General features: G+C 67.6%; 18 protein-coding genes and 1 riboswitch. Of the genes, 2 read left to right on the top strand and 16 right to left on the bottom strand.

The window, feature by feature from the left end; all coding sequences use genetic code 11:
- Positions 1-2: 2 nt before the first annotated feature.
- From AC0B44_RS09120 to AC0B44_RS09175, 12 genes are all read right to left on the bottom strand, one after another.
- A complete protein-coding gene (locus AC0B44_RS09120; protein WP_471902578.1) occupies positions 3-1,109 on the bottom strand; it encodes an LLM class flavin-dependent oxidoreductase in 1,107 nt (368 codons plus the stop codon).
- Positions 1,099-2,703 carry an ABC transporter ATP-binding protein gene (locus tag AC0B44_RS09125; protein WP_471902579.1) on the bottom strand — a complete coding sequence of 535 codons (1,605 nt, stop codon included), beginning with the start codon at positions 2,701-2,703 and terminating at the stop codon, positions 1,099-1,101. The genes AC0B44_RS09120 and AC0B44_RS09125 overlap by 11 nt, the downstream gene beginning before the upstream one ends.
- On the bottom strand, positions 2,700-3,599 hold the full coding sequence (locus AC0B44_RS09130; RefSeq protein ID WP_471902580.1) for an ABC transporter permease: 900 nt from the start codon (positions 3,597-3,599) through the stop codon (positions 2,700-2,702). Before AC0B44_RS09130 ends, AC0B44_RS09125 begins: the two co-directional genes overlap by 4 nt.
- The gene (locus AC0B44_RS09135) at positions 3,592-4,605 is read right to left on the bottom strand and encodes an ABC transporter permease (protein ID WP_471902581.1); all 1,014 of its coding nucleotides are present in this window, start codon (positions 4,603-4,605) and stop codon (positions 3,592-3,594) included. The genes AC0B44_RS09130 and AC0B44_RS09135 overlap by 8 nt, the downstream gene beginning before the upstream one ends.
- A gap of 3 nt (positions 4,606-4,608) precedes the next feature.
- The gene (locus tag AC0B44_RS09140) at positions 4,609-6,252 is read right to left on the bottom strand and encodes an ABC transporter substrate-binding protein (RefSeq protein ID WP_471902582.1); all 1,644 of its coding nucleotides are present in this window, start codon (positions 6,250-6,252) and stop codon (positions 4,609-4,611) included.
- Positions 6,253-6,327: 75 nt separating this feature from the next.
- Complete coding sequence (locus AC0B44_RS09145; RefSeq protein WP_471902583.1) at positions 6,328-6,441, bottom strand: putative leader peptide; 114 nt, start codon at positions 6,439-6,441, stop codon at positions 6,328-6,330.
- A riboswitch (SAM riboswitch) is annotated at positions 6,435-6,528 on the bottom strand. (Overlaps the previous gene by 7 nt.)
- Positions 6,529-6,591: 63 nt before the next feature.
- Positions 6,592-7,635, bottom strand: coding sequence for an LLM class flavin-dependent oxidoreductase (locus AC0B44_RS09150; protein ID WP_471902584.1), 1,044 nt, complete (start codon positions 7,633-7,635; stop codon positions 6,592-6,594).
- A complete protein-coding gene (locus AC0B44_RS09155) occupies positions 7,632-8,138 on the bottom strand; it encodes a GNAT family N-acetyltransferase (RefSeq protein ID WP_471902585.1) in 507 nt (168 codons plus the stop codon). Before AC0B44_RS09155 ends, AC0B44_RS09150 begins: the two co-directional genes overlap by 4 nt.
- Positions 8,135-9,268, bottom strand: a complete 1,134-nt coding sequence (locus AC0B44_RS09160) for an FAD-dependent oxidoreductase (protein ID WP_471902586.1) — start codon at positions 9,266-9,268, stop codon at positions 8,135-8,137. The genes AC0B44_RS09155 and AC0B44_RS09160 overlap by 4 nt, the downstream gene beginning before the upstream one ends.
- Before the next feature lie 22 nt (positions 9,269-9,290).
- Complete coding sequence (locus tag AC0B44_RS09165; protein ID WP_471902587.1) at positions 9,291-10,259, bottom strand: ABC transporter substrate-binding protein; 969 nt, start codon at positions 10,257-10,259, stop codon at positions 9,291-9,293.
- Positions 10,260-10,317: 58 nt separating this feature from the next.
- Positions 10,318-11,100, bottom strand: a complete 783-nt coding sequence (locus tag AC0B44_RS09170; protein ID WP_471902588.1) for an amino acid ABC transporter ATP-binding protein — start codon at positions 11,098-11,100, stop codon at positions 10,318-10,320.
- Positions 11,097-12,068, bottom strand: coding sequence for an amino acid ABC transporter permease (locus AC0B44_RS09175; protein WP_471902589.1), 972 nt, complete (start codon positions 12,066-12,068; stop codon positions 11,097-11,099). Before AC0B44_RS09175 ends, AC0B44_RS09170 begins: the two co-directional genes overlap by 4 nt.
- Before the next feature lie 279 nt (positions 12,069-12,347).
- Between AC0B44_RS09175 and AC0B44_RS09180 the strand changes: the two genes are divergently transcribed.
- Together AC0B44_RS09180 and AC0B44_RS09185 are read left to right on the top strand one after the other, a co-directional pair.
- Positions 12,348-13,007: a DUF998 domain-containing protein gene (locus AC0B44_RS09180; protein ID WP_471902590.1), complete on the top strand. Its 660-nt coding sequence runs from the start codon at positions 12,348-12,350 to the stop codon at positions 13,005-13,007.
- Positions 13,008-13,055: 48 nt separating this feature from the next.
- Positions 13,056-13,829 (top strand): sulfite exporter TauE/SafE family protein, encoded by a 774-nt coding sequence (locus tag AC0B44_RS09185; protein ID WP_471902591.1) that lies wholly within the window; start codon positions 13,056-13,058, stop codon positions 13,827-13,829.
- Positions 13,830-13,881: 52 nt separating this feature from the next.
- Here the strand turns inward: AC0B44_RS09185 and cobU are convergent, their stop codons facing one another.
- From cobU to AC0B44_RS09205, 4 genes are all read right to left on the bottom strand, one after another.
- Positions 13,882-15,219 (bottom strand): bifunctional adenosylcobinamide kinase/adenosylcobinamide-phosphate guanylyltransferase, encoded by a 1,338-nt coding sequence (cobU, locus tag AC0B44_RS09190; RefSeq protein ID WP_471902592.1) that lies wholly within the window; start codon positions 15,217-15,219, stop codon positions 13,882-13,884.
- The gene (locus AC0B44_RS09195) at positions 15,219-16,028 is read right to left on the bottom strand and encodes an ABC transporter ATP-binding protein (protein ID WP_471902593.1); all 810 of its coding nucleotides are present in this window, start codon (positions 16,026-16,028) and stop codon (positions 15,219-15,221) included. Before AC0B44_RS09195 ends, cobU begins: the two co-directional genes overlap by 1 nt.
- Entirely contained in the window at positions 16,028-16,987 is a 960-nt protein-coding gene (locus AC0B44_RS09200) for a FecCD family ABC transporter permease (protein WP_471902701.1), read from the bottom strand. Before AC0B44_RS09200 ends, AC0B44_RS09195 begins: the two co-directional genes overlap by 1 nt.
- A gap of 62 nt (positions 16,988-17,049) precedes the next feature.
- Positions 17,050-17,940: an ABC transporter substrate-binding protein gene (locus tag AC0B44_RS09205; RefSeq protein ID WP_471902594.1), complete on the bottom strand. Its 891-nt coding sequence runs from the start codon at positions 17,938-17,940 to the stop codon at positions 17,050-17,052.
- Between the last annotated feature and the right edge of the window lie 56 nt (positions 17,941-17,996).

Genomic DNA, 17,996 nt, shown 5'->3' on the forward strand with positions numbered 1-17,996 from the left:
CTTCAGTGAGCGGAAGCGAAGCGGTTGACGGGTCGGGCGAGACCGAGTCGGTCGCGCAGGGTGCCCGCGGCGGGTTCGACCGTGGGTCGCAGCACGGGCAGCGCGTCGCCGACGAGGTGGTGCACGGTCGACGCCAGCGCGAGGGGACGGAGAACGACGCCGTCCACTCCGTGCACCCGCCCGAGCAGGTCCACGAGCCCCGCCGGCGCTCCCCGGTGGAACACGGTGTCGGGGTGGTACGGCCGCCCTGCCCAGCCTTCGAGCTGAGCGAGGTCTGTCGCAGCGTCGTTCTCGTTCGCGGCGAGCAGCAGGTCGACGTCGAGGAGGATGTGGACGCGACGGCCGTTCGCAGCGCTGCGCACGCGTCCTGCGAGGTCTGCCGCAGCCTGCGGGTCGGCCGCCCGGATCCGCACGAGATCCGCTCGCGCCGTGGCGAAGCCCAACGAGTGGTCGCCGGTGACCGTGACAGCCACGAGCGGTTGTCCCTGCGGGGAGCGCGGCGTGATCGACGGCCCCTTGACGGAGAAGAATTCACCTTCGAAGTCGATGTAGTGCAGCTTGTCACGGTCGATGAACCGGCCGGTGTCGACATCGCGGATCTCCGCGTCGTCCTCCCAGCTGTCCCACAACCGGGCGGCGACCTCCGCCGCCTCGTGGGCTTCGGCCCACAACGACGCCTCGTCCTGGGCGTCCTTGCGCCCGAACAGTCGTGCCGGACCGGCGCCCTCCGTCACCGCGACCTCCCACCCGGCGCGGCCGAGGGTGGTGTGATCGACCGTCTGGATCGCCTTGGCCACGTGGAACGGTTCGGTATGGGTGACGGTCGCGGCCGGGATCAACCCGATGCGCGTGGTGACGGCGGACAACCGCGCGGCGATGCCCACCGCTTCGAGACGGCCGCGCACCGTGTTCTCGGCGGTGGTGACACCGAAGTCGTCGGGCAGGAAGGCGAAGTCGGCGCCTGCCCGGTCGGCGCTCCCGACGAGGTCGGTCCAATAACGCGCTGTGAACAGGTCTTCGGCACGCGAATCGTTGCGCCGCCAGGACGAAGGGTGGAGACCGGTGCCCGCGAATTCCACGCCGAGCAGCAACTCTGAACTATCGGACATGACTGACCTTCCCCGGGATGGCATCGAGCAGCATCCTGCTGTACTCGTGCTGTGGATTATCGAAAATGTCTGTGGTGGTGCCGGATTCGACGATAGAGCCGGAGCGCATCACCGCGACGGTGTCGCTGATGCGACGAACGACCGCCAGGTCGTGGGAGATGAAGAGGTAACCGACGCCGAGTTCGTCCTGCAAGTCGGTGAGCAGGTCGAGGATCTGAGCCTGTACCGACACGTCCAGCGCGGACACCGGTTCGTCGAGCACCACGAGTTCCGGACGCAATGCCAGAGCGCGTGCGATCGCGACGCGCTGACGTTGTCCGCCGGACAATTCGGAGGGTTTCCGGTCGAGGTGGGACGACGTGAGCGCCACCTGGTCGAGAAGTTGCGCCACCCTGGTGCGGCGTTCGGCCCTCGTCCCGATACCGAAAGCGTCGAGCGGTTCCGCAACGATCTCAGAGATCCGCAGTTTCGGGTCGAGCGACGCGTACGGGTTCTGGTGGACGATCTGCACACGGCGGCGCAATGCACGCAGGTCGCCGCCCCGTAAGCCGGTGATGTCGCGCCCGCCGAACAGCACGCTTCCCTCGGTTGCGGTTTCGAGCCGGATCGCGATCCGCGCGACCGTCGACTTTCCGGACCCGGACTCCCCCACCAGCGCCAGCGTCCGCCCGCGCTGCACCTCGAACGAGACGTCCCGCACCGCCCGCAGCGACGATTTCCGGTCGATCCGGAAGGTTTTCGACACGTGGGAGACGGACAGGATCGGTTCGGCGGCGTCCCGGGTGGCACGTCCGGACTCCCCCAGGCTGGGCGCTGCGGCGATCAGCGACCGCGTGTAGTCGTGCTGCGGGTTCTCGAGTACCTGGAGCGCCGGTCCGGTCTCCACGATCCGTCCGTCCTTCATCACGAGGATGCGATCCGCACGATCCGCGGCGACACCCAGGTCGTGGGTGATCAGCAGGACCGAGGTACCGGTTTCCGCGATCCGTTCTTCGAGGTGGTCGAGGATGCGGCGCTGCACCGTCACGTCGAGTGCACTGGTCGGCTCGTCGGCGACGACCAGGTCGGGCCGGCAGGCGAGTGCGATTCCGATGAGCACTCGCTGTCGTTGTCCCCCGGAGAGATCCTGCGGGTACTGCCGGGCTCGTAGCGCGGGGTTGTCGATTCCCGCCTCGTCGAGGATTCGCAGGGCTTCGATCTTCGCGGTGCGCCGATCGGCACGCCCGTGGATTCGGAGCACTTCGGCGATCTGGTCACCGACCCGGACGACGGGGTTCAGGGAGGTGGCCGGATCCTGTGGAACCAGTCCGATGCGTGCGCCGCGAAGCCGGTTCCACGCTCGTTCCGGAAGTGCGTCGAGTCGCTGCCCGTCGAACGTGACGGTTCCGGCGGTGACCCGCCCGCCACCCGGCAACAAGCCGAGGATCGCGTGCGCGGTCGTCGACTTCCCTGATCCCGATTCCCCCACGACAGCCACGACTTCGCCGCGGTCGACGGTGAAGTCGATTCCGTCGACTGCGGCGACGGTGTTGCGCCCCGAGCCGTACGCGACCTGCAAACCGGCGACTTCCAGGAGAGGAGAGTTGGTGCTCATCGGGTTCCCCGATTCTCGACGGCGTGGCCGATGCGGTGCGCGGCGAGCACGACGGCGACGATCACCAGCCCGGGCAGGGTGGTCATCCACCACGCCGTCGCCAGGTAGTTGCGTCCTTCGGCGATCAGCGATCCCCATTCGGGTGTGGGCGGTACCGCTCCGAAGCCGAGGAAGCTGAGCGACGACACCGCGAGCACGGCCATCCCGAATTCGACCGCGGCGAGGGCGAGGACCGGTGCGTAGGAATTGCGGAGCACATGCCGGCGCAGCACCGAATACCAGCGTGCACCGGAGGCGAACGCCGCTTCGACGTACAGTGCGCGCCGCACTCGCAGCACCTCCGAACGCATCACCCGCGCGAAGTTGGCGACGAGGCCGACACCCACGGCGATCGCCACGTTGATCGTCCCGAACCCGAGCGCGGTGACGAGTGCGAGCGAGAGCAGCAGCGCGGGAATCGACAGCAGCACATCGACGATGCGCATGAGTACGGCGTCGAGGACACCGCCCACCGCGCCGGAGAGGAGACCGATCGTCGAGCCCGTGACGAGTGCGATCCCGACGGCGAGCAGCGTTGCGGTGAGTGACAGGCCCGCGCCGTGCACGACCCGCGTGTAGACGTCGCGGCCGATGTTGTCGGTGCCGAACCAGTGGGTGGGGCTCGGGCCCTGCAGTTTCTCCGCGGGTACCCCCAGCAGCGGATCGCCGGAGGCGAACACCGAGGGGAAGAGAGCGAAACCCACCGCGAGCAGCAACACCGCCGCCGACACCGCGACCACCCAGTGCCGCCGCACCTGAACGGCCACCGCACGCCCCCGCGCCTTCCGGCGAACATGTGTTTCCGTGGACGCCGAGTGGCTTGCGTCCAGTTCGTCTCTGATCAGAGTGTCAGACAAGAGCTTTCACCTCCGGGTCGGCTTCCTGCCCTGCGGGTGCGGGTCGCGCGGCCACCGTGGTGCCCCGTCGCCCGCCGACGCCGACGATCCGTGGGTCGATCAGCGGATACAGCACGTCCACCACGAGATTGACGACGACGAACACGGCTGCGGAGAACACCACGATCCCCTGCACGACGGGGATGTCCTGTGCCATGACCGACATCTGTGTCAGCCGTCCGATACCGGCGCGAGAGAACACCGTCTCGACGACGACCGACCCCGCGAGCAACGAGCCGACGAGAACGCCGGCGATGGTGAACGCCGGAATGCTCGACAACCGCAGGGCGTGCCTCAACTGGACGCGCAGGCGGGACACACCTTTGGCGCGAGCCGCTTCGATGAAGGGCTGCCGCCAGGTCGAGGTGAGGCTCGCGGCGAGTACCTGCGCGATGACCGCGGAGGTCGGCAGTGCCAGCGTGATCGCGGGCAGAATCAGGTGCTCGATGCTCTGGTCCCCGAAAGCCGGAAGCAGCTTCAAGCGGAACGAGAAGACCTGGAGCAGGATCAGGCCGACCCAGAAGGTCGGGACCGCGACACCCAGCGGAGGCAGCGACAACAGGGCGCTGCGCAACCATCCGATGCGTGTGTAGGTCGCGAGCAGTGCGACCGTGGTCCCCACGGTCACCGCGACCACCAACGCTGTGGCCGCGAGCATCAACGTGCTGGGCAGTGCCGCACCGATCGCCTCGGTCCCCGGCTGGCCGGTCGAAATCGAGATGCCGAAGTCACCCCGGACCGCACTACTCAGCGCATTCCAATACTGGACCCACACCGGCTGATCGAGCCCGTATCTCGCCTGCAGTTGCGCGATCGCCGCCGCATCGACGGGCGTGCCGTTGTCTGCCGAGGCGACCATGCTCACCGGGTCGGACGGCAGCAAGTAGAGGACACCGAAGGAGACGGTGAACGCAGCCCACAACACGCCGATCGCCTGCAGCACGCGAAGTCCCAAATAGCGCAGCACGATCTACTCGCTCAGCCAGGCGTCGAAGAACTGCAGTCGCGCCGAGGCCTCGAATGCGAGATCCTGGACGGTCGGACCCACCCCGATCGCCTGCGACAGTTCGACGGTGGGGATCCACAAGCCGTTGTCGAGCACGAGTTGCTGGGCCTGACCGATCAACTCGCCGCGCGCTGCCGGATCGACAGTCGTCAGCTGGGCGACCAGCACGTCGTCGAGCTGCGGGATCGGTCCGCGCCGGTTGATGTTCCGGCCCTCGAGACCGAACGCCGTGCGCAGGATGTCCCCGTCGGCGCGAGTGCTGTTGTAGTACGACGACTCGTACTCGCCGGAATTCTGCCGCGCCGTCTGCTCGGGCATGGACTGCAGGTCGAGCTGGAGGTCCACACCCACGGCACGGAGCTGTTGCTGAACGAGTTCGAGAATGGCCTGGTTGCCGGCGAACACGGGGCTGAACAGCACCGGGAAGCTCAGCCGCTGTCCGTCCTTGACCCGGATTCCGTCGGCTCCGGGGATCCATCCGGCCTCGTCGAGAATCTTTTCCGCCTTGTCCGGATCGTAGGTGACCTCGGCGAGCGCGACGTAGCCGGGGGTCGCCGACGCCAATGTGCTCGTCGCCGGACGGAAGTCGGGTCCGAGGACGGTGTCGACGAGTTCCTGGCGGTCGAGCGCCGGGACGAGTGCGGCGCGGACGGCGGGGTCGGTCAGTACCCCGCGGCTGACGTTGGGCTGGAACCCGAACGGAATCCCAGGATTCGACGTGGTGAGGATTCGTCCCCCGGCACCCTCGATCTGTGGCGCGTCCTGTGGCAGCGCGTCCGAGACCGCGTCGAGCTGACCCGACGCGAGCGAACCCGTACGGACACCCGACTCGGGAACGATCGAGAATTCGATGCGGTCGAGATAGGCCTCGCCGTCGTGCGCGAACGCTTCCGATCCCCAGGAGTATCCGGTGCGTTTGACGAGTGTCGCGGACTTGTCCTGCTGGTAATCCTCGTACACGAACGGCCCGGTTCCGGAAAGGTCTCCGGCGCAACGCTCCTCGGCGGTCTTGGCGGTGTCGTTGTCGGAGAGCAGGCCGAGTTGCAACGTCGCGGTCGCTTGCAGGAACGGTGCATTGGGTGCGGAGAAGTTCACCTGTGCGGTGGCTTCGTCGACCGCGGTGGTACCGGTGTATCCGGCGAGGTAACCGACGGCACTCGGAGCCTTGACTCCTCCGATGGTGTTCACGATCGCATCGAAGTTGTTCTTGACCGAGGTCGCAGTGAGCGGCGTGCCGTCGCTGAACGTGACGCCGTCCTTCAGCCGGAACGTGAACTGGGTGGCGTCCTCGTTGACGTCCCAGCTCTCGGCGAGCCACGGCACGATCTCGCCGGTTTCGGGGTTCTGATCGGTGAGCGAGTCGACGACCTGACGCGCCACGTAGATGGTCTGATTGGTGCCGGCCTGGGCCGGATCCGCGCAGGTGGGCGCCTGTGACAGGCCGTACCGCAGTGTTCCGCCGGGCTGCGGGGTGCCACCACCGGGTGTGGCCGCCGACGAATCGGTCCCGCATGCGGTCAAGCCGCCGGCGAGTGCCGAAGCGGTGAGGGCGGCGACGACGACGCGGCGGGAAGCGGATATGGACGAAAGTGGCACCTGTGGCTCCATGACTCGGCACGGCACCGGTGGCCACGCGGGTGCGGGGCGGCCGGGTCCGTAGTAGATGTGCTGCGGGAGGATGCTTTACGACGCGGAGATCGCGCGACGGCGACAGAGTGCGCCGCTGCTGCGGCACAGGTCGACGTGCCGGCGCGACCAGGATCCCACCGAGTGCCGGTTCCTCATGATGTCCTCCATCGTTTCCGGCGGTAGCACCCTCACCTACGGGGCAGGGGGTTGCTGCGACGTCGTCGAGCCGGGTCTCTCGGTCGCTCTGGATGGTCCTGGCAGACGCTACGCATTTCGGAGCGGGTGGCACACGCTTACGCTCAGCGTGATCGAAACTCCCTAGCCCGCGACCAGCCGGCCCGGGATCGCCGCACGCAGGGCCGGGGCGACCTCGCTCTGGAACAGTTCGAGACTCGCGCGCTGCTCCGCGACGGTGAGCCCACCCCGGTCGGCGGTGACGTGCATGACCTCGTGTCCGAGTCGCTCGTGATAACGCAACACCTTGTCCACCACCTGCTGTGGGCTGCCGATGAGGGCGGAACTGCGCTCGGCGAAGTCCTCGACGGTGTCGAACACGATCGGATGGCCTGCCTCGTGGGCGAGGCGCAGCCGTTGTTCGAACAGCGGGCGGAACCGGTCGACCGCTTCCTGCGATGTCCGTGCCACATACAACCCGGCGGTGCCCGCGCCCACCCGCGCCGCAGCGGGATCGTGTCCGTACGCCGCCCAGCGCTCCCGGTAATAGTCGATCAGCTCGGCATAGGGCTCGATCGGGTTGGTCACGTTGGCCGAGAACACCGGGTCGCCGTACTTCGCCGCCAGGTCGACCGACTCACGGCTCGTTGCGCTGCCGTGCCAAATCGTCAGGCGTCGTTGGAACGGACGCGGCACGGTGACCGCATCGGTGAGCGACGGGCGGAAGCGTCCCTCCCATGTCGTGGTCTCGTTCTCCCACAACAGCCGGAAAAGTTCGTAGCCTTCGCGATTGCGATCCCATTGGTCGTCGGGGGTCACGTGGAACAGTTCTGCCTGTGCGGTGCCGTTGCCCTTGCCGATCATCAGGTTCAGGCGACCGCCGGACAGATTGTCGAGTGTCGAGTAGTCCTCGAACGCGCGCACCGGATCGAGCAGGCTCAGGGTGGTCACGCCGGTCCACAGTTCGAGCGTCGACGTGCGTGCGGCGATGTTGGCGAGCACGACCGGCGGCGACGACGACAGGAACGGGTGTTCGTGCCGCTCACCCACCGCGAAGCCTTCGAACCCGAGTTGTTCGGCCAGCACCGCCGTGTCCACCACCTCTCGCAGCCGTTCGGCGATGCCGAGTATTTCTCCGGTCACGGGGTCGGGTTGGTGGGTGATCAGGCTCAGCAACAGGAATCTCACGCGTACTCCGCCTTTCGGGTCAGGAACTTCTCGAACGGGTGAGGGCCGATCTCCTCGGCGGGTCGCGTCGCGTCGTACAGGGCGGTGTATCCCGCGGCGAGATAGAGACCGACGGCTTCGGGTTGGCGCCACCCCGTCGTGAGGTAGATCCGGGTGTAGCCACGCAGCGACGCTTCGTTTTCCAGTTCTGCGAGAACGACGCGCGCAAGTCCCCGTCGGCGATGTCGCCGGGAGGTCCAGATTCGTTTGAGTTCGGCGGTGTGCTCGTCGTATCGCCGGAACGCTCCGCCCGCGACCGGTTCCCCGTCTTCGACGACGACGAGCAACGCCCCGTGGGGTGGGGCGAACTCCTCACCCGGGTGCGTCGTCAGTGATTCGAGTTGCTCCTCGAGCGGACGTTCGTATCGGGTGCTGTATTCCACCGCCAATTCGGCGAGCAGGGGCGCGGCGAGAGGGTCGTCCTGCGCGACGGCGTGGATCTCGAGCGGGCGGGTATCGCTCATATGGCCACCGCACTGTCACGAATACCGAGGCGGAACGGGTCCTGGGTGGCGGCGGTTCCGTCGGTAAGTCCCGCCACCAGTTCTCCGATGGCGGGCGCGAACTTGAATCCGTGTCCGGAAAAACCTGCGGCGACGGTGACTTCGCCGATCCGGTCGACGACGAAGTTGCTGTCCGGCGTGGTGGTGTAGAGGCACGTGTCGGCGGCGACGCTGTCGGGGTCGACTCCCGGAAGCCACGTCGTCGCGTAGTCGACGAGTCGCCGGATACCGTCCGGATCGGGTTCGAAGGTGCGGGCGTCCGGATCCACTTCCGGTCCGGTGCCGTGTTCGCCGATCTTGATGCCGTCGTCGGATCCGAGACCGTAGATGCCCTCGGTTGTCAGGCGCGCGCCCGGATGATGCACGAAAGCGGGCCACTGCTCGTCGGTGCGGGGAGCGAAGTGGGCGGGTTGTTCCTGTGTGGTTCGCAAGCGGGGAAGATGAGGGACCGGTGCGATGCCACCCTCGGACAGGAGTCGGCGCGACCATGCGCCGGCAGCGATCACGACGTGCCCCGCCCGCACCACCTCGCTGTCGGTGATCACTTCGAAGCCCGAGGCGACGCGGCGCAGTGCACGCACCGCACTGCCGAACCGCACGTCGGCGCCCGCGAGTGCGGCAGCCTGCTGGAGTGCGACGACCGACCTGTCCGCATGCAATCTTCCGGCGCCGGGATGGTGCACCACCGACGTGTCGAAACGAATTCCCGGCCAGCGTTTCTCGGCCACGTCAGGCTCGAGGACTGCGACCTCGATACCGAGTGCATCGAGCACACGTGCACGAGCGAGGACCGCCTCGGGCAGTCCGTGGTCGACGGCGCCGGTGACGGTGAGCAACTCGCTCCCGGTCACGTCCTCGAGTTGCCTCCACAACGGCAGTGCCGACGCGGCGAGCGCCGTGTAGAACTGCCCGTCGTACGCCTGCCGGTAGATGCGCGAACTTCCGTGCGAGGCACCCCGCCGATGCCCCTGTTCGAACTGCTCGAACAACGCGACCGTGCGGCCGCGGGCCGCGAGACGCCAGGCGGCAGCCGAACCGATGACACCGCCACCGATCACCACCACGTCGACCCCCGTGTTCACCGGGCTCATGTTCTCTCCTTCGCGTCCGGAATCAGGAAGCAGTCTTGGGCAGACCCGGCGGGTTGATCCGCGAGTCGTCGATGGCTTCGCTGGTGATGCCCCAACGCTCGAGAACCTTTGCGTACGTTCCGTTCTCGATGATGTGGTCGAGTGCCTCGTTGATTGCCTGGATGAGCCCGTTGTCTATCTTCGTCAGCACCGCGATCTCGCCTTGCAACTCCGACCCCGCACCGGAGAACGTCCCCGCCACTTCGGTCTCGCCTGTCTGCAGGGCGTGGAACGCGGAGGTCGGGTTGGGGCCGACGTATGCGTCGATGCGGCCCGATCCGAGTGCCAGGTAGTAGTCCACGGCATTCTGGTAGTAGAGGATTTCGGCCGGCTCGAGTCCCGCGGCGATGTTCTGCTCGTTCCATTCGACGAGCAGTGCCTCCTGGTTGGTGCCGGAACCGACACCGACCGTCAGGGCGGCAATGTCTTTCGGACCACCGAAGGTGATGCCACTGTCCTTCTGCACCTCCACCGCGAGGCTGTCGAGCCGGTAGGTCGCGAAGTCGTACTTCTCCTTGCGCTCCTCGGTCACGGTGACGTTGGAGATGAACACGTCGGCCTCCCCCGAGTCGACGCGTACGAAGTTCTGCGCCCAGTCCGCAGCGGTCAACTCGACGTCGAGGTCGAGCACGTCCCCGATCAGATGGGCGAAGTCGGTCTCGGAACCGATGATTGTGGTGTCGTCGTCGGCGTAGAAGCGCAACGGCGGGGCGGTGCCGGCGGAACCGGTCACGACCAGGGTGCCGCGGTCACGGATCGCCTGCGGCACCTTCGCGGCGATCTCGTCGACCTTGTCGGTGGTGATGCGATTCTGCTCGGCGGTGAGGTTGTAGCCGGCAGTGCTCGCGGCGTCGGCCTGTTCGGGGCCCGCGCTGCAGGCGGCGGCGCCGAGCACGGCTGCGACGGTGACGGCGGAAGCAAGGAATCTGGCACGGTGGGTCGGGGCGAACATCGGTACCTTCCGGGGTTTCAGGCGAATTTGGTGAGATACGGAAAAAGGGTGCGGCCGGTCAGAGGACCTTGGACAGAAATGCCCGTGTGCGTTCGTGGCGCGGGTGATCCAGGATGTCCTCGGGTGGTCCCTGCTCGACGACCACGCCGCCGTCCATGAAGACGACGGTGTCGGCGATCTCGCGTGCGAAGCCGATCTCGTGGGTCACGACCACCAGGGTGGATCCGCCGTTCGCGAGGTCCCGGATGACTTCGAGTACCTCACCGACCAGTTCGGGGTCGAGTGCGGACGTGGGTTCGTCGAACAGGATGACGGCAGGCCGGAGCGCGAGGGCACGGGCGATCGCCACACGCTGTTGCTGACCGCCGGACAACTGTTTGGGGTACTCGTGGATCTTGTCGCCGACGCCGACCCGATCGAGCAGCCGGCGCGCTTCCGCGTCCACTTCCCCGCGGTCCCGGCGCTGCGCGGACAGTGGTGCCTCAACCACGTTTTCGAGCACGGTCAGGTGTGGGAAGAGATTGAAACTCTGGAACACGAATCCGATCCTGGACCGCTGGCGGAGGATGTCGCGGGGCCGTAGTTCGTGCAGTTTGTCGCCGCGACGCCGGTAGCCCATGAGCTCACCGTCGATGCGGACGGTGCCTCGGTCGACCTTCTCGAGGTGGTTGAGGGTGCGCAGCAACGTGGACTTGCCCGAGCCCGACGGGCCCAGGATCACGGTGACCTCGCCTCTGCGGACCTTCAGGTCCACCCCCCGCAGCACTTCGACCGACCCGAAGGACTTGTGGACTCCGCGCACGTCGACGGCGTACGGGACCTGCGTTTCCGCCGCGGTCATCGGGTCGCTCCCCTCGGTGCGCCGACGCCGTTGTCGCGGATCTCCCGATACTTCGCGGTGGTCTTCTGCCAAGGCGTGAGGGGTAGCGCGCGGGCCGAGCCCCGCGCGTAGTGGCGCTCGACGCAGTACTGCACGACCGACAGCAACGTCGTGAGGATGATGTACCAGACGGTCGCGACCATGAGCAGCGGCACGACCCGGCCGTTTCGCCCGTACACGACCTGGACCTGGTAGAACAACTCGGCGATCGCCATGGTGGAGACGATGGACGTGCCTTTGAACAGGCTGATGACCTCGTTGGCCGCATTGGGCAGGATCGAGCGCATCGCCTGTGGAAGCACGATTCTGAAGAACTGCCGGCCGCGCGGGATACCGAGTGCGTTCGCGGCTTCGATCTGACCGTGGTCCACCGAGATGATGCCGGCACGGATGATTTCGGCGGAGTAGGCGGCCTGGTGCAGCGCCAGGCCCAGTACTGCGGCCGTGAAACCGGAGATGACCCCGCCGACATCGAACGAGAAGAACCCCGGCCCGAAAGGCACTCCGACGGACAAGGTTCGGTACAGGTAGGCGATGTTGAACCAGAAGAGCAACTGGACGATCAACGGTATCGACCGGAATGCCCAGATGTAGGTCCACGAAACGACCTGCAGCACGGGATTGTTCGACAGTCGCCCCACCGCCAGGACTGCGCCGAGCGCGAACCCGAGGATCGTCCCCCACAACGTGAGTTCGATCGTCATCCACAGTGCGGCGAGCACGGACTGCGCGGTGAAGTACTGGGCGAAAGTGGGCCAGTCCCACCCCGGATTGGTCGCCAGGCCGTGCACGAACTGGGCAAGGACGATCAGCACCGCGGCGCTGGTCACCCAGCGCCACGGATGCCGCGTCGGTGCGACGGTGAGATCCGAGTCGTCGAGATGCTCGGCGACCGGCGCGGTCGCGCGGATCTCGGTCGGCGCACTCACGCCGGCCCACTGTGGGCAGGAGACATCATGTTCACTCAACTTTTGATCGGTCCGGGCGTACGCACCGGCGTCCGATACCGGGAGGGTTCCTGCGACGACTCGGCACCCGGTCTCCGGGAAGCTCGAACGGCACCGCTGTGACAGGAGGAATCGGACACACGTCGGTTGTGCTGAACTGTGGACCAGCGGATCGCATTGCGCACCTATTGGAATCGAAGTGATTTCAACCGTTCGCGGAACTTTCGAATCGGCGGTGAGGAAGGCGATGATGCTGCAACCATGGAGCGCGTGGGCAGCGTCGAACGAGTAACGACCAGCGAAGCCGGGCCGAGCCGCGAGCGTCTCGGTGCACCCTGGTGGGCGGTGGTGTCGGCCACGCTCGCTCCGGTTTCACTGACCGTGGGCTGGGTGGTCGCGGGTGCGGTGCAGCCTCCGGAGTACAGCGCCGTGCGGCAGAGCCTGAGCGCACTCGCCGGGCACGGTGGGGCCGAACGCTGGATCATGACGACCGCGCTTTTCGTGCTCGGCGCCTGCCATGTCGTCACGGCTCTCGGTCTGACATCTCTCCGTCCCTCCGCACGACTGGTCCTCGGTGGTGCGGGAGTCTCGGGTCTCGCACTCGCGGCGTTTCCGCAGCCGGCGGGCGGGTCCGCCGCGGAACATGTCGCGTTCGTCGTCATCGGCTCGGTCCTGATCGCGGCCTGGCCCGCGTTCGTCGGCTCGTCCGACCGCTCCGACTCCTTCGTTCTCGGCGTCCGGGGATCGATCGCCGCCACCACGGTATTCGTGGCGCTGACCGTGGCGTTCCTGATCTCCGCTCAGGGCGGGAAGTGGTTCGGGCTCATGGAGCGGATAGGGCTCACGCCCGAAACCCTCTGGCCCCTCGTTGTCGTTCTCGCCCTGCGGCGCAGTGCACGCCGGGCGGTGGGCGTGCCGTAGCGCCGCGCCGCCTCGATCCCGTGCCGGCCCCTCCGTAGACTCCGAGCAGTGACGCCGTTGGAGTTGTTTCTCGTCGCCCTCGCCGGGCTGGGCGCCGGCGCCATCAACTCACTCGTCGGCTCCGGAACCCTCATCACCTTCCCGACTCTCATCGCGTTCGGCGTCCCACCGGTCACCGCGACCATGTCGAACGCGATCGGTCTCGTCGCGGGTGGCGTGTCGGGAACATGGGGGTATCGGCGCGAGTTGCGCGGCCAGTGGCCGACGTTGCGGTGGCAGATTCCCGCCTCGATCTGCGGTGCGCTGATCGGGTCGTGGCTGCTGCTGCATCTGCCGGAGACGGTGTTCGAAACCGTCGTGCCGGTCCTGCTGATCCTGGCGCTCGTCCTCGTCGTACTGCAACCGCAGATCCAGAAGTGGGTGTTGCGGCGCACCGACGGGGGCTCGGACGGGCGGATCGGCCCGGTTCGGATGACTCTGCTGGTGGTGGGCACGTTCGCTGTCGGCATCTACGGCGGGTACTTCACCGCGGCGCAGGGGATTCTGCTGATGGGCCTGTTCGGTGCGCTGCTCACCGAACACATCCAGCGTCAGAACGCCACGAAGAATCTGCTCTCGCTGCTCGTCAACATCGTCGCGGCCAGCGCGTACATTCTCGTGGCGTTCGACCGGATCGACTGGACGGTGGCCGCATTGATCGCCGTGGGATCGCTGATCGGCGGGTACCTCGGGGCCCGGTTCGGCAGGCGCATGTCCCCCACGGTGTTGCGCGCGGTCATCGTGGTCGTCGGGCTCATCGGCCTGTACCGGTTGCTCGCCTGATCCCGGCGCCCTCATCGGACAGGCCGAGGCCGATCCGTCAGCGTCGGCCGGGTTACCGCAATGCCACCGGTATGCCCGCCACGACGAGCGTGACCGTCTCCGACACCGCCGCCACCGAGGCATTCAGGCGTCCCAGCGTGTCGCGGAACAGCCTGCCCGACGCGCTGGCCGGGACGACGCCGCTACCCACTTCGTTGCTCACCGCGACCACCGGCACCCGGCATCGCCGCCAGGCGTCGAGAAGGTCGGCGACGTCTGCATCGACTGCGCCCATGTCGCCGCCGTTCCACACGTCGTGCAGGTCCATGCGCGCGGTGAGCCAGGTACCGAGGCAATCGATCAGAAGCGGATCCGTTGCCGCGCGCAGGACGGCGCTGACATCCGAAGTTTCGACCGTGGACCACGATTCGGGCCGGCGCTCGCGATGCAGCGCGACCCGTTGCGCCCATTCGGCGTCGCCTACGCGGGTCCCGCCGGTCGCGACGTAGGTCACAGCACGGTACGACGAGAGCAGTTCTTCCGCGTGCTGTGACTTTCCGGAGCGCACGCCCCCGAGTACCAGCGTCCGGTGCGCCGGCGGTGTGCCGTCCCCGACGCGCACCACCTCGCCGTCGGTGCCCGGCCGGGCCCCGCACTCCCGCAGTCGCTCCCGCAGCCGGGCGATCGGCGGATTGTGGTGACCGAGGTGCACCGCGACCACGTCCGTCCTCTCCGCGGCGGCACCGCACTCGCGGAGCGCGGCCACGGTCCCGGCGAATTCGGGGAGTCCATGGTGTCCCGCACCGAGATCGGAACGGTCACCGAAGGTCTCCTCGAGGAACACCGCGTCGAAACGCGCGTCGCGCACCGCGTCGAACCAGTCGGCGGGAAGCGGACCGGTGTCGCATGCCCACAGGATCCGGGAACCGTCCGGACCGGTGACGTCGTAGAGCACCGCGTCGCCCTCACGGAACACCCGGTGCCGCGCAGGAAGAACACGCACCGCATAGTCACCGACGGTGAGAGTGTCGCCAGCCTGAACCGGTACGAAACGCACCGGATCGTCCGGACCGGCCCAGGGCCGGCATGCGTCGAGCGCATCCGCCGGGCCCACCACCTCGACGACGTGCCCCGCGTCCACCCACGAGCGGAACAACAGGGCTTGAGGTCCGAGGTGATCGGCGTGTGCGTGGGTGAGCAGGATGTGGCGTATACCGGCGAGCGTCCGGCCGAAACGTACCGCGGCTCGCGGGGCTTCGGGTCCGCAGTCGAGCATGAGGACATCGTCGATCAGCGCGGCGGTCTGTCCGCGAATCTCACCTTTCTGCGCGGCGTCCGTGCAGGACGCGCAGGTGCAGAACGGATTCGGCCAGCCGTCCGCAGCCCCCGTGCCGAGCAGCAGTACGTCCATCACCACTCCTTCCATGCGTCACGAAGCGGGAGCACCGCGGGGCCGGCGGGTCGGCCCAGAATCTCGACTCGCGCCCCGTAGACCTGCCCGATCCGGTCGACGGTGAGCACGTCGGCCGGCGCACCGTCGGCGACGACCCGGCCGCGGTCCAGGAGCACGAGCCTGTCGCCGTACTGCGCCGCCGACGTCAGATCGTGCATCGCGGCAATCACGGTCAGGTCGCTCTCGGTGCGCATCGAGTCCACGAGTTCGAGGACCTGCTGTTGATGACCGATGTCGAGCGCGCTGGTGGGTTCGTCGAGCAGCAGCACCCGAGGTTCCTGCGCCAACGCGCGAGCGAGCACCACCCGTTGCAGTTCACCCCCGGAGAGATCGGTGGCGAACCGCCGCCGGAACGCGCCGAGTTCGAGACGTTCGACGACCCGGTCCACGATCGCGAGGTCGCGTTCCGTTTCCGATCCGAACCGCGTGATGTGCGGCGTGCGGCCCAACCGGACGAGTTCGTCGACGGTGACGCCCTCGGGAACCACCGGTCGCTGCGGCATCAACGCGACCGCGCGAGCGGTCGTCCGTCGCGCGGCCCTGTCCGGAGTCACCGACGCGACCCGGACCTCTCCGGTGGACGGCACGAGTCCTGCGAGGACGTGCAGCAAGGTGGTCTTGCCCGACCCGTTGGGCCCGACGAGCGAGACCCACGCGCCGGACGGCACCACGAGGTCCACGTCGTGCAGAACTTGCACGCCGCCCCGCGCGGCGCCCACGCCCCGGCACGTCACGGCGGGGTCCGGGCCGGAACGATCGACAGGCATCAGGCACCTCGGCTTCGTCGCAGCACGAAAAGGAAGAACGGTGCACCGATCGCCGCGGTGACCACGCCGATGGGCAGTTCGGACGGCGACATCACGGTACGGGCGAGCACATCGGCAAGGACCAGGAACGTGGCGCCGACCAGGAGCGAGAGCGGCAGGAGCATGCGGTGCCCCGGCCCGACGAGCAGCCTGACCGCGTGCGGCACCACGATGCCGACGAAGCCGATCAGGCCGCTGGCCGACACCACGGCCGCCGTGCCCAGGGTCGCGACGCAGACGAGGAACAGGCGGACCCGAGCCGGGTTGATCCCCAGGCTCGCCGCCTCCACGTCGCCGACCGCCATCACGTCGAGGGTGCGGCGGTGCAGGGCGATGATCGCCACCGTGACCGCGACGTACGGGAGGACCACCACGACGTCGGACCAGCCGTCGGTGGACAACCGCCCGAGCATCCAGGAGTACACCTGACGGAGGGTGTCGTCGTGCAACTGCATGAAGAACGTCTGGATCGCATTCGCGAAGGCCGCCACGGCCACACCGGCGAGGATGATGACGACCTCGGAACGCACCCCACCCACCGAGCGGCCGAGCGCATACGTCGCGCCGACGGCGAGCAGACCACCGGCGAACGCCGCGACGGGTACCCCGGCAAAGCCCGCAGCACCACCCACGACGATCGCGAGTGTCGCGCCGAGTCCGGCCCCACTCGACACGCCGAGCAGATAGGGATCGGCCAGCGGATTCCGGAAGACGCCCTGGTAGGCCGCTCCCGCAACCGCGAGCATGGCCCCCACGAGTACGCCCAGCACGACGCGCGGCATGCGGATGTTCCACAGGATCGCCTGCTGGCGCGTCGAGAGTCCGGACTCGACGTCGACGAACGGCAACCGGTCCGCGATGTCGAGCAGCACCGCCCGTGGCGTGAGCCCGGCCGGGCCGACGAGGATGCTCACCAGCATCGCGGCGAGGAGGACGATCGCCGCGCCGCCCAGTACGAGGGCGCGGCGACGCGGCGTCGAGATCAAGACGCGGGCTGTGCCGCGGGGATGCCGGCGACGATCCCGGCCACTTCACGCATCAGGTCCACCACGCGCGGACCCCACCGGCTGGCGAGGTCCTCGTCGAGGACGTAGACGTGCCCGTCGCGGACCGCGGTGAGTTCGTTCCACCCCGCACGTTGCGCCACGTTCTCGGGGGTGACCCCGCAGCACTGCCCGTCGGCGAGGAACACGACGTCGGGGTTCTCTTCGACGATGAACTCGGCCGACAGTTGCGGATATCCGTTGTCGCCCGTCGCGATCGACGTGAGACCGAACATCGAGAAGATCTCGCCGATGTAGGTGTCGTCGGTGACGGAGTAGTACGTGTCGTCGAGTTCGTGGTAATAGCGCAGGGGCACTTGACGTTCGGGTAAAGCGGCGAGGATTTCGTCGACCTCGCCCCTCATCTGCGCGACCAGTTCGGCGGCGTCCCCGACATGTCCGGTCGCGGCACCGACCTGCTCGATCTGCGCGTACGTGTCGTCGAGGTTCTGTGCTGCCGGAAGGATCAGGGTCTCCACTCCGGCCTGTTCGAGTCCGGCGACGAGATCGGCGGTGTCGGCGTTGGCGACCACCAGGTCGGGTTCGTAGCCGAGGATCGCCTCGACGTTCGGGGTGTATCCGGACAGTTCGGTGACCGGTATGCCGGCCGGGTAGTCGGATTGGTCGTCGACGGCGATCACCTGGTCGCCGGCGCCGACGGCGTAGAGCATTTCGGTACTCACCGGGCTGAGCGACACGATGGCACGAGGAGTGCCGTCGGTGGGCGCGGCATCTGGGGTGTCGTCGCCGGCGCCGCACGCCGTGGCGAACAGAGCACATGCGGTGATCGCGGCAGCAAGCAACCGCGGGGAATCGAGGGGCACAGCCATCCTCCGTAGCTCGGAGGACGAAAACAGTACGGCTGCAACATCGGCAGTTGCGGCAC

The sequence above is a fragment of the Rhodococcus sp. NPDC019050 genome, from assembly GCF_055664235.1.

What these genes read in the sequence shown, in the direction of transcription:
- AC0B44_RS09120 (WP_471902578.1), bottom strand. Translation starts at nt 1,109, where the DNA reads ATGTCCGATAGTTCAGAGTTGCTGCTCGGCGTGGAATTCGCGGGCACC.
- AC0B44_RS09125 (WP_471902579.1), bottom strand. Translation starts at nt 2,703, where the DNA reads ATGAGCACCAACTCTCCTCTCCTGGAAGTCGCCGGTTTGCAGGTCGCG.
- AC0B44_RS09140 (WP_471902582.1), bottom strand. Translation starts at nt 6,252, where the DNA reads ATGGAGCCACAGGTGCCACTTTCGTCCATATCCGCTTCCCGCCGCGTC.
- AC0B44_RS09145 (WP_471902583.1), bottom strand. Translation starts at nt 6,441, where the DNA reads ATGGAGGACATCATGAGGAACCGGCACTCGGTGGGATCCTGGTCGCGC.
- AC0B44_RS09155 (WP_471902585.1), bottom strand. Translation starts at nt 8,138, where the DNA reads ATGAGCGATACCCGCCCGCTCGAGATCCACGCCGTCGCGCAGGACGAC.
- AC0B44_RS09160 (WP_471902586.1), bottom strand. Translation starts at nt 9,268, where the DNA reads ATGAGCCCGGTGAACACGGGGGTCGACGTGGTGGTGATCGGTGGCGGT.
- AC0B44_RS09165 (WP_471902587.1), bottom strand. Translation starts at nt 10,259, where the DNA reads ATGTTCGCCCCGACCCACCGTGCCAGATTCCTTGCTTCCGCCGTCACC.
- AC0B44_RS09170 (WP_471902588.1), bottom strand. Translation starts at nt 11,100, where the DNA reads ATGACCGCGGCGGAAACGCAGGTCCCGTACGCCGTCGACGTGCGCGGA.
- AC0B44_RS09180 (WP_471902590.1), top strand. Translation starts at nt 12,348, where the DNA reads ATGGAGCGCGTGGGCAGCGTCGAACGAGTAACGACCAGCGAAGCCGGG.
- cobU (WP_471902592.1), bottom strand. Translation starts at nt 15,219, where the DNA reads ATGGACGTACTGCTGCTCGGCACGGGGGCTGCGGACGGCTGGCCGAAT.
- AC0B44_RS09195 (WP_471902593.1), bottom strand. Translation starts at nt 16,028, where the DNA reads ATGCCTGTCGATCGTTCCGGCCCGGACCCCGCCGTGACGTGCCGGGGC.
- AC0B44_RS09200 (WP_471902701.1), bottom strand. Translation starts at nt 16,987, where the DNA reads ATGCTGGTGAGCATCCTCGTCGGCCCGGCCGGGCTCACGCCACGGGCG.
- AC0B44_RS09205 (WP_471902594.1), bottom strand. Translation starts at nt 17,940, where the DNA reads ATGGCTGTGCCCCTCGATTCCCCGCGGTTGCTTGCTGCCGCGATCACC.